The organism is Streptomyces sp. NPDC127038, from assembly GCF_042725875.1.
Lineage (GTDB): Bacteria > Actinomycetota > Actinomycetes > Streptomycetales > Streptomycetaceae > Streptomyces.
Genome location: NZ_JBHXDQ010000032.1, coordinates 12,551 through 26,002 on the forward strand (window position 1 = coordinate 12,551; position 13,452 = coordinate 26,002).

Annotated in this window: 11 protein-coding genes; 3 read left to right on the plus strand and 8 right to left on the minus strand. The window is 73.4% G+C overall.

The features are described from left to right. Positions 1–3: 3 nt before the first annotated feature. The 5 genes from ACFWI4_RS22120 to ACFWI4_RS22140 form a co-directional block, all read right to left on the minus strand. Positions 4–330 carry a plasmid stabilization protein gene (locus ACFWI4_RS22120; protein WP_387198791.1) on the minus strand — a complete coding sequence of 109 codons (327 nt, stop codon included), beginning with the start codon at positions 328–330 and terminating at the stop codon, positions 4–6. An 82-nt stretch (positions 331–412) separates the two neighbouring features. Continuing rightward, positions 413–916 carry a DUF3618 domain-containing protein gene (locus tag ACFWI4_RS22125; RefSeq protein WP_387198794.1) on the minus strand — a complete coding sequence of 168 codons (504 nt, stop codon included), beginning with the start codon at positions 914–916 and terminating at the stop codon, positions 413–415. A 117-nt stretch (positions 917–1,033) separates the two neighbouring features. Next, positions 1,034–2,047, minus strand: a complete 1,014-nt coding sequence (locus ACFWI4_RS22130; RefSeq protein ID WP_387198797.1) for an NAD(P)/FAD-dependent oxidoreductase — start codon at positions 2,045–2,047, stop codon at positions 1,034–1,036. Continuing rightward, the gene (locus ACFWI4_RS22135; protein ID WP_387198968.1) at positions 2,044–2,577 is read right to left on the minus strand and encodes an isoprenylcysteine carboxyl methyltransferase family protein; all 534 of its coding nucleotides are present in this window, start codon (positions 2,575–2,577) and stop codon (positions 2,044–2,046) included. Before ACFWI4_RS22135 ends, ACFWI4_RS22130 begins: the two co-directional genes overlap by 4 nt. Positions 2,578–2,616: 39 nt before the next feature. Next, on the minus strand, positions 2,617–3,675 hold the full coding sequence (locus tag ACFWI4_RS22140) for a type III polyketide synthase (RefSeq protein WP_387198800.1): 1,059 nt from the start codon (positions 3,673–3,675) through the stop codon (positions 2,617–2,619). A 141-nt stretch (positions 3,676–3,816) separates the two neighbouring features. On the opposite strand from ACFWI4_RS22140, the gene ACFWI4_RS22145 reads away from it, so the two are divergent. Continuing rightward, positions 3,817–4,689, plus strand: a complete 873-nt coding sequence (locus ACFWI4_RS22145) for a UbiA family prenyltransferase (RefSeq protein ID WP_387198803.1) — start codon at positions 3,817–3,819, stop codon at positions 4,687–4,689. A gap of 234 nt (positions 4,690–4,923) precedes the next feature. Here the strand turns inward: ACFWI4_RS22145 and ACFWI4_RS22150 are convergent, their stop codons facing one another. After that, positions 4,924–5,481 (minus strand): lamin tail domain-containing protein, encoded by a 558-nt coding sequence (locus tag ACFWI4_RS22150; RefSeq protein WP_387198806.1) that lies wholly within the window; start codon positions 5,479–5,481, stop codon positions 4,924–4,926. 713 nt (positions 5,482–6,194) lie between these two features. Next, a complete protein-coding gene (locus ACFWI4_RS22155) occupies positions 6,195–6,398 on the minus strand; it encodes a cold-shock protein (protein ID WP_037622929.1) in 204 nt (67 codons plus the stop codon). 568 nt (positions 6,399–6,966) lie between these two features. Here ACFWI4_RS22155 and ACFWI4_RS22160 point away from each other — a divergent pair. Beyond that, positions 6,967–8,478 (plus strand): hypothetical protein, encoded by a 1,512-nt coding sequence (locus tag ACFWI4_RS22160; RefSeq protein ID WP_387198809.1) that lies wholly within the window; start codon positions 6,967–6,969, stop codon positions 8,476–8,478. 258 nt (positions 8,479–8,736) lie between these two features. Next, the gene (locus tag ACFWI4_RS22165; RefSeq protein WP_387198971.1) at positions 8,737–12,825 is read left to right on the plus strand and encodes a molybdopterin-dependent oxidoreductase; all 4,089 of its coding nucleotides are present in this window, start codon (positions 8,737–8,739) and stop codon (positions 12,823–12,825) included. A 24-nt stretch (positions 12,826–12,849) separates the two neighbouring features. Here the strand turns inward: ACFWI4_RS22165 and ACFWI4_RS22170 are convergent, their stop codons facing one another. Beyond that, on the minus strand, positions 12,850–13,350 hold the full coding sequence (locus tag ACFWI4_RS22170) for an NUDIX hydrolase (protein WP_387198813.1): 501 nt from the start codon (positions 13,348–13,350) through the stop codon (positions 12,850–12,852). Positions 13,351–13,452 lie beyond the last annotated feature (102 nt).

Sequence of the window (13,452 nt, forward strand, 5' to 3'; positions counted from 1 at the left end):
CTCTCAGCGGCCCAGCGCGTGCTTCAGCTGCTGTTTGCTCATGGAGGAGCGTCCGGGGACATCGCGCTTCCTGGCCTCCTCGTAGAGCTGGTCCCTGGTGGGGCCCTGGGCGCCGGAGTGCGAGCGCTCGCCGCCCCGCTGCGAGGCCGACCTGGGGTCGTGCAGGGACGCCTTGCTCGCCGTCCTGGACTCTCCCGCCCTCGCCCGCTCCTTGTTCACCGTGCGCGCCGCGATCTCCTCGGCGCGGCTCTCGGACTCCCCGCGGTCCCGCGCGCTCTCCTTGATGTGCTCGTACTGCCGCTGCCGCTTCCTGCTCGATCCCGCGGGCATGGTGCTCACCTTCCTTGATGCGACCTGTGCGTGGACACCGGTACCCCCGTCGGCGACGACTCCCTGCCGCGGGGTGCCCGCGTCACGCCTTGCGGTGGCGGGCCGCCAGCCAGAGGACGATCGCGGTGCCCGCGGCGGCCAGGACCAGGGTGCGGTTCTCGCGCGCCAGCCGCGCCCCCTGGGCCGCCCGCTGCCGCAGTGGTTCCGGCGCCTTCTCCTGCCACACTCCACCGGCCCACGCGGCGCCGCCCCGCACCTGCTCCGCGGCCTGGGCCGCCCTGTCCCTGACCGGGTCGGGCACCTTGTCCTGGACCGCGTGCGCGGCCTTGGCGGCCCCGGCCTTCAGCTCCCCCGCCCTGGCCACGGCCTGCCCGGCGACCTCGGCCGTCCTCTCCCTCGCCTGCCCGGCGACCTCCACCGTCCTGTCCTTGACCTCGGCGCCCTTCTCCCTGGCGCGCGCCGCGACGTCGGTCTTCTCGGCCGGCGTCTGGACGGTCGCCCCCAGCTCGGCGCGGGTGCGCTCGACCTGTTCACGCAGCTCGCCCGGGGTGGTGGCGGTGTGCTTGTCGTGCGACGGTTCGCTCATCGGTGGGCCCTCCTCCATGGGTTCTCCAGCCATGTCCGAGGTACCGGGTACCCCGAATCCGACGGTCGCTCGCTCCCTTCGCCCGAAGGCGACGGACGCACGGACGGCCCACCGGCCCTACTGCAACGCGCGGACCGCGGCCGTGAACACCGGGGGCAGCCGGGACGCGGCCGGGACGACGAGACGGGCGGTCGCGGGGCGGCGGGCCGCGGCCAGCAGCGCTCCGGTCAGCAGCCGGTGCCGCCTGGTCAGCACGGCCCAGGCCCGCTCGTACTCCGGTGTGCGGCCCGCGACCAGGCAGCGTACGGCGGCACCGGCCGTCGCGAGGCCCAGCGCGATCCCCTCCCCGGTGAGCGCGTCGACGTAGCCGGCGGCGTCCCCGACGAGCAGGACGCGCCCGGCGACCCTGCGGCGCGCCCGCTGGAGCAGCGGCCCGGCCCCGCGCACCTCCGTGGCCCCGGCCCCGCGCAGCAGCGCCCCGAGGTCCGGGAACCCGGCCAGGTGCGCGTCGTAGCCGCGACGCACCCGGCTCAGGACCGCGACCCCGACCAGATCGCCGGCGACCGGTGTCACATAGGCCTCGCCCGGGCCGGACCAGTGGACCTCGACGAAGTCGGTCCAGGGCTCGACACGGTAGTGGCGGCGCAGGCCGTAGCGGCGGTGCGGTCCGGCCGGCAGGTCGAGCCCCAGGCCGCGGCGGACGGCGGAGTGCAGTCCGTCGGCGGCGATCAGCCAGCGTGCGGTAAGCCCCGCCGCGGTGACGGTGTCCGCGCTCTGGCTCACCTCCCCCACCCGGCCCGGCACGATCCGTACACCGAGCCCGAGTGCGCGCTCGTACAGCGCGCGGTGCAGTTCGGTACGGCGGATCCCGAGGCCGCTCGGGCCGCTGAAGCCGGCCTCGGCGCGGACGGTTCCGGCCACGTACCGGATGCCGCGCAGTTCCCGGCCCGCGGGCTCGACGCCCAGCGCCCGCAGCCCGGCCACTCCGCTGGGCATGACGCCCTCCCCGCAGGCCTTGTCCACCGGCGCGGTCCGCGGTTCGACGACCACCGCCTCCAGGCCCGCCAGCGCGCTGTGGATCGCCGCGGCCAGACCGGCCGGGCCGCCGCCGGCCACCAGGACGTCGATCATGCGGGGACGGACTCGTACGGGGGCGTCGCTCCGGCGAGCGCCCGGTTCTCGCAGCGGACGCGCACGGTGAGCAGCACGGCGTCGGCCAGGGTGAACAGGAGCGCCGTGATCCAGGCGGTGTGCACCAGCGGGAGGGCCAGTCCCTCCGCGACGACGGCCACGTAGTTCGGGTGCCGCAGGAAGCGGTAGGGGCCCCGGGCCACGAGCGGCAGACCGGGGACGACGATCACGCGGGTGTTCCAGCGGAACCCGAGGGTGGTGATGCACCACCAGCGCAGCGCCTGAGCACCCAGGAGCACGGCCAGCATGGTCCAGCCCAGGGCCGGCAGGAAGGGCCGGTCCCCGAGCCGGACCTCGGCCGCGCAGCCCAGTAGCAGGGCGGTGTGCAGGGCGACCATCGCCGGGTAGTGGCCCCGGCCCGCCTCGATCGCGCCGCACGCGCGGCTGCGGCGCTCGTTGCGGCGGGCGACGGCGAGTTCGCCCACGCGCTCGGCGGCGACGGCGGCCACCAGAAGTCCGTACCAGTCCATGTCCTCGCGTTCCACCGTTCCATGTCGTGCGCGGGCGGCCTACCAGCGCAGCAGCACCAGTTCGCAGGCGAAGCCCGGGCCCATCGCCAGGAGCAGACCCGGGGTGCCTGCGGGCGGGGGCCGGGTGTCCAAGGTGTCGCGCAGGATGTGCAGCACGGACGACGAGGAGAGGTTGCCCACGTCGGCCAGATGACGCCTGCTCAGATCGAGCGCCCCGTCGGGCAGGTCGAGTGCCTCGCCGACGGCTTCCAGGATCTGCGGGCCGCCGGGATGGCAGACCCAGGCGCTGACGTCCTTCGGCTTCAGACCGTGGCCGTCGAGGAAGTCCCGTACGTCGTCGGCGAGATGACGGCGCACCACGTCGGGGATCTCCGGGCCCAGGACGACCCGGAACCCCGAGTCCTTGATCTCCCAGCCCAGGATGCGGCCGGTGTCGGGGTACAGCCGGCTGCGCGTGTCCACGATCGTGGGGCCGGCGACCGTGCCCGTACGACGGGATCCGCGGGCCACCACCGCTCCGGCGCCGTCGCCGAACAGGCCGGTGGCGACCAGGTTGGCCAGGGAGGGGTCGTCGCGCTGGAAGGTGAGGGAGCACAGTTCCACCGACAGCAGGACCGCCACCTCGTCGGGCCTGCCCAGCAGATAGTCGTGCAGCCGGGCCAGGCCCGCGGCGCCTCCGGCACAGCCGAGGCCGAACATCGGCACCCGTCTCACGTCGGGCCGCAGTCCGAGGCGGCCCACCAGCCGGGCGTCGACGGAGGGGGCCGCGATGCCGGTGACGGAGGTGAAGACGAGGAGGTCCACGTCGGCCGCGGTCAGACCGGCCAGCCGCAGTGCCTCGCGTACGGTCCTGGCGCCCAGGTCGGTCGCGGCCTGGATGAAGACGTCGTTGGCGGCGCCGAATCCGTCGAGTGTCCCGTACGCGTCGAGCGGCAGCGTCATATGGCGGGCGCGGACCCGCGCGGCGCGGTGCAGCCGGTCGAGGGCGCGTCGGTCGGCACCGTCCGGCAGGCATCGGCGGGCCACCATGTCCGTGATCGCGGACTGGTCGTAGCGGTGCGGCGCGAGGGTTCCGTGAACGGCGGCGATCCGCGTCATAGGGCTCCCGTCCGAACCGACTGGGGTGGGCTGCAGACAGGCCTTCCCCGGCGGCTCGCATCGCCACCAGGGATCCCCCGTCCGGCCGTTCCTCCCGTGGCGCGGGAGGACCGCGCGGGCCCGGGCTCCTACCATCGCCGGGTGGGTACTCCCGAGCACACGACGGCCGGTGGCACCGCGGGACGCGGGTACGGCCTGGTGGGCGCTCTGGGCCGGGCGTGCCATCCCGGGCCGGTGCTGGCCGTCACGTCGCTGGCGGCGGCGCTGGCCGTGATCACCGGCCGTGGGCCGCAGGGCTGTGTCCTGGCCGGGGCGGCCGTGCTGACGGGGCAGTTGTCCGTCGGCTGGTGCAACGACGCGTTCGACGCGCGGCGGGACAGCGCGGCGGGCCGCCGTGGCAAGCCGGTCGCGGACGGCGCGGTCGGAGCGGGGCAGGCGTGGGCGGCCGCGTACGGCGCGCTGCTCCTGTGCGTGCCGCTGTCGCTGTTCAGCGGCGTGGGGGCCGGCACCGTCCACCTGGCCGCGGTCGCCGCGGGATGGGCGTACAACCTGCGGCTGAAGGCGACCCGTTGGTCCTGGGCGCCGTACGCGCTGGGGTTCGGAGCGCTGCCCGCCTTCGTGACGCTGGGGCTGCCGGGCCGTCCGTGGCCGGCCTGGTGGGTGCTCTGCGCCGGGGCGCTCCTGGGTGTCGGGGCGCATCTCGGGGATGTGCTCCCGGACATCCGCGAGGATCTGGCGACGGGTGTACGGGGGTGGCCCCAGCGGCTGGGGCCCGAGCGGGCGCGGCTGCTGCTCCCGGTGCCGCTGGTGGCCGCGTCGGCGCTGCTGGCGCTGGGGCCCGCGGGTCCGCCGGGCCGACGCGAGGTGGTGGCGCTGGCCCTGGTCCTCGCGGTCGCGGTGACGGGGACGGTGCTGGGGCGCCGCCGGGAGCGGCTGGCGTTCGCGACGGCGGTCGTCGTGGCCGCCGTGGACGTGCTGCTGCTGCTCGGCGGCTCCTGGACGGGGCCCGCCTGACGGTCCCGCTCCCTCCGCGAAGAGAGCGGAAGGGTTCTGCGTTCCGTTCGGCCCGGCGGTGACGGCGCACCCGGGGCCGGGACCGGAAACGCGGAGGACCCGCACCGTGCGGTGCGGGTCCTCCTCAGCGAGGCCGTCCGGCGAGCCGAGTGATCACGGGGTCTGGCGGTGTCCGGCCCTCGGCCGGTCAGCTGCCATCACCCGGCTCCGGACGGGCGTGCCGTCAGGGGCCGTTCAGTGACCGTGGTTGTCGCCGTGGCCACGGTGGTCGTCGCCGTGACCCCGGTGGTCGTCGCGGCCGCGGTTGTCGTCACGGCCGTGGTCGCGGTCGTGACGGCTTCCCCACGAGACGCTGTCGACGAAGCGTCCGCGCTCGGTGCGCAGGGTGGCGACGTCTGCGTGGTTGTTCCACACCTCGTTGCGGCGGTCCTGGTACAGGTCACGGTTGGTGTCGCGGCCGAAGCCGGTGTGGACGCGGACGGTGGAACGCGGAGCCAGACGGTAGTGGTTGAAGGTGTAGCGGTTGCCTTCGCGGTCGGACAGCGTCCAGCCGTCCAGGTTCACGCCACGGCGGCCCGAGTTGGTGAGTTCCACCCACTCCGCGTTCAGGGACCGAGCGGAGCGGTCGTCAAAGCCCGGAGCGTCGGCCTGGACCCGGCTGATCGCGACGTGGCTGCGCTCGAAGCGGGGCTCCGCGGCCGAGGCCGATACGGAGGCGGAACCGACCAGAGCGCCGGCCGCCAGAGCGGCGGCCACCATACGGCGGGCAGTGACAGACGTGGAAACGGACATGAAAGCTCCTCAAGGTTCGAGAGCCGGCACACCTTTGCGGGACTCCTCACGGAGAACCCGCACGGTGCGACCCTGTGCTGGTCCCGGCCCGGTGGCCGAGGACTCATAACTTGCTGCACATCCCCGCCCAGGACGGGCGACACCAGACCCCTGTTACGAATTACGAACATGTCGGTTACAGATGCTTGTATCAGCCCTTTAACCGCTGAAAGCCGATGCGTGACATGTCGTCACCCTCAACTCCCTTGCACCTGCGGCCTCCTGGAGATGAGGGACGGCCCTCCGCTTCTGGACGCCCCGACCGGCCGTCACCCGAAAGTGAGTAACACCGTTCCGGTCCGCGGGGCCCCGGAATCGGCGCGGAGTGCGGCACCACGGCTCACGGCTCACGGCTCACGGCTCACGGCTCACGGCTCACGGCTCACGGCTCACGGCGAACGGCGTCGCGACAAGGGGCGTCGGCCGCGTGCCGGTGAGATTCGCGGGCCCGGAATCCCGTGCGCCGGGGCGAGGCCTCGTGCGAGGGACGCCGGACACGGAGTGAAGGGGGACGGCTCTCCGGCCGTCACAGCATCGGCGCAGAGGGCGCCGGAAGGGCGGTGCGGGCCGCTCGTGGGCGTGTCGCACACTGCCGGTGTGTCAGGACGCTTTACGGCGGCCTCTCCTGGAGGCCGCGGGGCGGGCGTCGTCCGCCGTACGGCGTGACGCGAAGGTCAGGCGGGGGTGATGTTCTCCGCCTGCGGGCCCTTCTGGCCCTGGGTGATGTCGAACGTCACGGCCTGGCCCTCCTGGAGCTCACGGAAGCCAGTGGCGTTGATGTTGGAGTAGTGCGCGAAGACGTCGGGGCCGCCGCCGTCCTGCGCGATGAAACCGAAGCCCTTTTCGGCGTTGAACCACTTGACAGTTCCGCTGGCCATGCCAGTGCCTCTCACTCGATGACGGGTCCGCACCGCGCGAACCCGGAGGTAGTCGTCCTGGTCCTCGGGCACTGCACAGCAAAACGCCCGCACCACGGCGCGGGCAGGTACTGCGAACCACGACATCTGCCAGCGACGTTACACGGCGAGAGCGCCTCTCACCAGAGAGCGAGGGCCGTCAGGTGGAGCGGCACTGGAGACACACACGCCCCACCGAGGCCCGGGAACCGCCTCACGGACCCGGTCGCCGAGGAGGATCGGAGCACGGCCGGGGCACCGCACGCCGTCACGAACCACCCGTCAGGACGGCACCGGAAGGGACTACGGAAACGCGCCCGCGTGTCCCCCGACCTCAGCGGCGACCAGGCCGCGCGACACGAACGCACGGTGCGCGAGGGACGGGCGTGGACGGTGTGTCCCGCGGGTCGCAGACGGTCGACGCCCGCTCTGTCGCGGGCCACTGACTGTCCGTACGCTGACAAGTGAGGCAACTTCAGGCGTGATCGACGGGGGGACCGTCATGTCCTGGGATCATCAAGGTGCTCGTGACGGCTTCGTCGTTCCACCGATGCCGACCGCGCCGCCACCCGCTCCGGCCAGCCCGTGGCGGGCGCTCGCCGTGGCGCTGCTGAACCTGAGCGGGCTCGGGCTCGGTTACGCGGTGGTGCGCCGGTGGTGGCTGATGGGCGTGTGCTGGGCCGCGACCGCGGTCCTGCTCCTGGTGGCGCTGCCCGCGGATCCCGACGGGGTCCCCGGTGCCGCGCTCGTGCTCTACCTGGTCCTGCTGGCGCTGGCCGCCGCGCACGGCGCTTCCGTCGGTCTGCGGACCCGGCTGGCGCTGCTGCCGAGCGCCCTGATCGCGGCCGTGCTCGGTGTGGTGCTGCTGGCCGTGCCCGCCGCGGGGGTCGTGCTGTACGACGGGGCGCGCGACGAGGCGACGGAGCGGATGCTCCTCGACCGGCTGGACCGGGCCGACGCACTCGTCGCGAAGTCGGGGAAGCAGGACTTCGCGTCGGCCGAGGCCGGCTATCGCCGTGCCCTGTCCGCCTACGGCGCGCTCAGCGACGACCACCCGGACTCCCGCGCGGCCCGGCGCGTGCCCGACCGGCTCAGGGCCTACTACGAGACCGTCGCGGCCCCCTACGCGCGCGAGGACTACTGCTCCGCCGTGGCGCCCTTGAAGTACCTGCGTACGGTGCCGCGCACGATCGGCACCAAGGACCTGGGCGACCTCGTCGGCTGGCCGGACGACCGGCTGGCCACCTCGCTCTACTCGTGCGCGGCGGCCTCGCTGAGCGCGGGGAGCGAGGGCTGGACCACGCAGTTCGGCGAGCTCCTGTCGACCTTCCCCAGGTCCGCTCAGGCCGGGAAGGTCGAACCCGCCGTGAAGAGCGCGGTCGACAAGGCGGTGGCGTCCGTGGGCGGCGACGACCCGTGCGCCGCGGTGCAGCGGCTCGACGGCCTCGACACCCAGGTCCGCGGACTGCCGGGCGAGCAGGCCGGCGTGGCGGACGCCCTCGGCAAGGACGCCGACCGGGCCTCGCGCAGCGCGCGTTCGGGCGGGTACGCCTGCGGTGTGCACCAGTACAAGGACGGGGACTTCGCCGACGCCGTCACCACCATGAACGACTTCGTCCGGGAAAACCCGCACGACGGGAACCGGACGCGCGCCCAGAAGACGGCCATCGCCGCGGAGGTCGCGCAGACGGTGCCCGCGGCCGGAAAGCACCTGCCGACCACCGCGTCGGGCGGCAGCATCGCCGTCACGGTCAAGAACGACAGCCCCGACGACATCACGGTCCTGTACACGGGTCCGGTGACCGGGAGCTTCACCCTCAAGGGCTGCGCGAGCTGCACGTCGTACTCGCTCGGCACCACGCTGGGCCTCGGCTTCAAGCCGTGCAGCGACAGCGGCAGGCACTACCCGCAGCGGACCATCCACCTGCCGGTCGGCACCACCTACTTCGTGCACAAGTCCCGCACCAGCACGAGCAAGACCCCGGCCTCGGACACGGCCAGACTGACCCCCGGCTACATCTACACGGAATGCGCGTACACCACCACGGGCCTCGCCTACTGAGGACGGCGGCGGACGTCCGGAAGCGGGACCGGGCGCCCGCCGCCGCCGTGCGCGACAACACGCGGTCCGCACCTCACAGGGCCCGTCGTGGCGGTGTGTGGAGTGCGTAACCCCTGGTGGGCGAGCGGCGTGACAGGGGTGTAATGGGGGCTTCGTAGCGTCGGTGGGGAAAGGTGCCGATCACACGGAGGACCGCTCGTGACCACGACCACCCAGCAGGTGCGGACGGTCTGCTCGTACTGCGGTGTCGGCTGCGGGATGGTCCTCGACATCGGCATGGGGCCCGACGGACGGCGTACGGTGCTGAAGGCCTCCGGCGACAAGGCGCACCCCGCCAACTTCGGCCGGCTGTGCACCAAGGGCGCGACGACGGCCGACATGCTCGCCGCGCCCGGACGGCTGGCCTCGGCCCTCGTGCGGGAGGAACGGGGAGCGGAGGCCGTGCCCGCCCCGGTGGACGCCGCGATCGCGGAGACGGCCCGGCGGCTGCGGGCGGTGATCGACGAACACGGCCCGGACGCCTTCGCGTTGTACGTGTCCGGGCAGATGAGCCTGGAGGCGCAGTATCTGGCGAACAAGCTGGCCAAGGGGTTCGTCGGGACCAACCAGATCGAGTCCAACTCCCGGCTGTGCATGGCCAGCGCGGGCACCGGCTACAAGCTGTCGCTGGGCGCGGACGGCCCGCCCGGCTCGTACCAGGACTTCGAGCACGCCGACGTCTTCCTGGTGATCGGCTCCAACATGGCCGACTGCCATCCGATCCTGTTCCTGCGCATGATGGAGCGGGTCAAGTCGGGCGGCGCCAAGCTGATCGTCGTCGACCCGCGGCGCACCGCGACCGCCGACAAGGCGCACCTGTTCCTGCCGGTGCGGCCCGGAACGGACCTCGCGCTCCTCAACGGTCTGCTCCACCTGCTGTACGAGAACGGGCACACCGACCCCGCGTTCATCGCCGCGCACACCGAGGGGTGGGAGGCGATGCCGGAGTTCCTGGCCGGCTATCCGCCCGCCGCGGTCGCGGACATCACGGGAGTCCCGGAGGACGACCTGCGCGAGGCGGCCCGGCTCATCGGCGAGGCCGGGGAGTGGATGAGCTGCTGGACCATGGGCCTCAACCAGTCGACGCACGGCACCTGGAACACCAACGCGCTGGTCAATCTGCATCTGGCGACCGGCGCGCTCTGCCGGCCGGGCAGCGGCCCCTTCTCGCTGACCGGCCAGCCCAACGCCATGGGCGGCCGGGAGATGGGGTACATGGGTCCGGGACTGCCCGGCCAGCGGTCCGTCCTCGTCGAGGAGGACCGCGCCTTCGTCGAGGACCTGTGGGACCTGGCCCCCGGCACGCTGCGCGAGGACGGGGTCGGCCGGGGCACGGTCGAGATGTTCCGGAGGATGGCCGAAGGGGACATCAAGGCCTGCTGGATCATCTGCACCAACCCGGTCGCCTCCGTGGCCAACCGCAGGACCGTGATCGAGGGCCTGGAGCGGGCCGAGTTCGTCGTCGCGCAGGACGTGTTCGCCGAGACGGAGACCAACGCGTACGCGGACGTCGTCCTGCCCGGCGCGCTGTGGACCGAGACGGAGGGCGTCCTCGTCAACAGCGAGCGCGATGTGACACTCGCCAGGCCCGCGGTCGAGCCGCCCGGGGAGGCGATGGCGGACTGGCGGATCATCGCCGCCGTCGCCCGAGCGATGGGCTACGAGCGGGGCTTCTCGTACGACAGCGCGGAGGAGGTCTTCGCGGAGATCAGGCGCGCCCACAACCCGAAGACCGGCTACGACCTGCGGGGCGTCAGCTACGACCGGCTGCGCTCCACCCCTGTGCAGTGGCCCTCGGCGCGCGAGGACGGTCCCGACCGCAACCCGATCCGCTATCTGGACGAGCACGGCGGGGGTCCCGTGTTCCCCACCGCGAGCGGGCGGGCCAGGTTCTTCGCCCGCCCGCACCTGCCTCCCGCCGAGATGCCGGACGACGACTACCCGTACGTCCTGAACACCGGCCGGGTGCAGCACCAGTGGCACACCCTCACCAAGACCGGCCGGGTCGCCAAGCTCAACAGACTCAACCCGGGCCCCTTCGTGGAGGTGCACCCGGACGACGCCGCCGCGCTCGGGGTCGCCGACGGCGACTCGGTGGAGGTCGCCTCGCGGCGCGGCCGGGCGGTGCTGCCCGCGGTGGTGACCGACCGGGTGCGGCCGGGCTGCTGCTTCGCGCCCTTCCACTGGAACGACCTGTTCGGCGAGTACCTGAGCGTCAACGCGGTCACCAGCGACGCCGTGGACCCGCTGTCCTTCCAGCCGGAGTTCAAGGTGTGCGCGGTGTCCCTGACCAAGGTGGCGACCCCGGTGACCGTGACGGCGCCGCACACGGCCACGGCCGCGGTCTCGGTACCGGCATCGGCCACGCCGGGAACCGGGACCGACGCGCAGGCGGCCGTCGCGGTGGCCGCCCTGCCCGCGGGCCCCGCAGGCGCCTTCGGCCTGGAACCCGCCCCGCCACCGGTCCTGGCCGAGCACGAACGCCGCTATCTGATCGGGTTCCTCTCCGGCATCGAACCGGGCGCTCCCGGCGTGCCGGTGCTGCCGCCGGGCGCGCCCTTCAGTCCCGAGCACGCCCTGTGGGTGAACGGCGTCCTCGCCGGCCTGTACTCCCGGGCCGCACCGGGAACCGCGCCCGAGGCCCCGGCGCCGGCGGGCCCCGTCAGGGAGGTCGTCGTCCTGTGGGCCTCACAGACCGGCAACGCCGAGGAGTTCGCCACGGCCGCCGCCGACCGGCTCACCACCACCGGGCACAAGGCCACACTGGTCGGCATGCACGACACCCACCCGGGTGAACTCCCGGCGGGCGCCGACGTCCTGCTCATCACCAGCACCTTCGGCGACGGCGACGCCCCCGACAACGGCTCCGGTTTCTGGGACGCGCTGGCCGCGCCCGACACGCCCCGGCTCGACGGCCTGCGCTACGCGGTCCTCGCGTTCGGCGACTCCTCGTACGACGACTTCTGCGGGCACGGCCGCCGGCTCGACCGGCGCCTCGGTGAACTGGGCGCCGTACGGCTCGCGCCGCGCACGGACTGCGAACCCGACTACGGGCCCTCGGCCACGGCCTGGCTCGACCAGGTCCTCGCCTCCCTGACCGGCGCCACCGAGACAGCGGCGGCGGGGACACCCTCCACCCAGGGCCCGCCGTCCGTGGCACCTGTGGCACCGCCCGCCTCCCCGCCGAGGCGACCCGCCCCCGTCACCGCGCGCCTGACCGGGAACGAGCTGCTCAGTCTGCCCGGCGCGGGCAAGGAGGTACGGCGGTTCACCTTCGACACCCGGGACAGCGAGACCCCGCTCGTCTACCGGGCCGGCGACGCGCTCGGCGTACGTCCCGTCAACGCCCCCGGACTCGTGGCGGAATGGCTGGCCACCACCGGACTCGCCCCGGACGGCGCGGTACGTCTGGAGGGAGGCGGGGAGATCGCGTTCCACGACGCCCTGCACCGGCATCTGGACATCACCCGGATCACTCCGGGCCTGCTGCGCTTCGTCGCCGAACGCACCCACGACCGGGCGCTGAAGAAGCTGCTGCGCCCCGACAACAAGGACGAACTGGCCCGCTGGTCCTGGGGACGCCAGGCGGTCGACCTCGTCGCCGAACACCCGGTCCGGGCCGGCGCCCAGGAGTGGGCGGACGTGCTCAAGCCGCTACAGCCACGGCTGTACTCCATCTCCTCCAGCCCGCTGACCGACCCCGGTCTCGTCTCGCTGACGGTCTCCGTCGTGCGCTACGAGAACCCCCGCGGGCGTCCGCGCCAGGGAGTCTGCTCGCCGTTCCTCGCGGACGCGGCCCCCGGCACCCCGGTACCGGTCTTCGTCCAGCCCTCCCCCAGGTTCCGCCCGCCCGCCGACCCGGCCACCCCCATGGTGATGGTCGGCCCCGGCACCGGGATCGCGCCCTTCATCGGCTTCCTGCACGAGCGTCGCGCCCTCGGCCACTCCGGACCCAACTGGCTGTTCTTCGGCGAACAGCACCGGGCCACCGACTTCTACTACGAGGACGAGCTGGCCGCCCGCCTCGCCGACGGCACCCTCAGCCGCCTGGACACGGCGTTCTCCCGCGACCAGCGGACCAAGGTCTACGTCCAGGACCGGATGCGCGAGCACGGCCCCCAGCTGTGGTCCTGGCTCCGGGACGGGGCGCACTTCTACGTGTGCGGCGACGCGTCCCGCATGGCCAAGGACGTCGACCAGGCCCTGCGGGACATCGCCGTCACCCACGGCGGCCACAGCGCGGAGGGCGCCGCCGCCTACGTCAAACAGCTCACGGCCGAGAAACGGTACGTCCGCGACGTGTACTGACCCCGGCCGGGGCCCGGAAGCCGCTCACGACTGAGCGGGTCCTCCGCCGGGGGTGAAACCCAGGTCGACGGGGGTCGTGGGAGGACCGTCCCGCCGTACGGACTCGAGGAGTTCCGGAAGCCTCGGCGGCCACAGCGCCTCCACGGCGGCCGACAGGTCGTCCGGCGACCACCACCGGCCCCCGAGGATGCCCTCCGCCGCCTGGAACGCGCCGAGTTCGCCACCCGGCAGCCTGCGCGGCCCGTAGGCGAGGAAGATGTGCTCGTACTGCCGCACCGGAACGCCGACGCGGGTGAAGTCGTGCTCCCAGAACCACAGGGGCGTGCCGCCGAGTTCGATGTCCGTCCAGCCGGTCTCCTCCCGCACCTCGCGCACGGCCCCCTGGTGCGGGGTCTCCCCCGGGTCCAGTCCGCCGCCGGGCAACGCCCAGTGGACGCCGACCTCCTCGTTGTCGTACCGGAACATGAAGACGGCTCCCGCCGGGTCCAGCACCGCGACCCTGGCCGCCTGTCGGGGTATCCGCATCGGCTCAGCCTGGCAGAGAGATCTGGATCACCGCCACCGAGAGGTCAAGGTCACAGGCGCCGCCTCTGCTGTCGCCCTAGTGCTCTGACCTAGCATCCGAGC

Coding starts and splice junctions, on each gene's coding strand:
- ACFWI4_RS22170 (WP_387198813.1), bottom strand. CDS start 13,350: ATGCGGATACCCCGACAGGCGGCCAGGGTCGCGGTGCTGGACCCGGCG.
- ACFWI4_RS22140 (WP_387198800.1), bottom strand. CDS start 3,675: ATGACGCGGATCGCCGCCGTTCACGGAACCCTCGCGCCGCACCGCTAC.
- ACFWI4_RS22150 (WP_387198806.1), bottom strand. CDS start 5,481: ATGTCCGTTTCCACGTCTGTCACTGCCCGCCGTATGGTGGCCGCCGCT.
- ACFWI4_RS22130 (WP_387198797.1), bottom strand. CDS start 2,047: ATGATCGACGTCCTGGTGGCCGGCGGCGGCCCGGCCGGTCTGGCCGCG.
- ACFWI4_RS22160 (WP_387198809.1), top strand. CDS start 6,967: ATGCCGACCGCGCCGCCACCCGCTCCGGCCAGCCCGTGGCGGGCGCTC.
- ACFWI4_RS22155 (WP_037622929.1), bottom strand. CDS start 6,398: ATGGCCAGCGGAACTGTCAAGTGGTTCAACGCCGAAAAGGGCTTCGGT.
- ACFWI4_RS22135 (WP_387198968.1), bottom strand. CDS start 2,577: ATGGACTGGTACGGACTTCTGGTGGCCGCCGTCGCCGCCGAGCGCGTG.
- ACFWI4_RS22120 (WP_387198791.1), bottom strand. CDS start 330: ATGCCCGCGGGATCGAGCAGGAAGCGGCAGCGGCAGTACGAGCACATC.
- ACFWI4_RS22125 (WP_387198794.1), bottom strand. CDS start 916: ATGAGCGAACCGTCGCACGACAAGCACACCGCCACCACCCCGGGCGAG.
- ACFWI4_RS22165 (WP_387198971.1), top strand. CDS start 8,737: ATGGTCCTCGACATCGGCATGGGGCCCGACGGACGGCGTACGGTGCTG.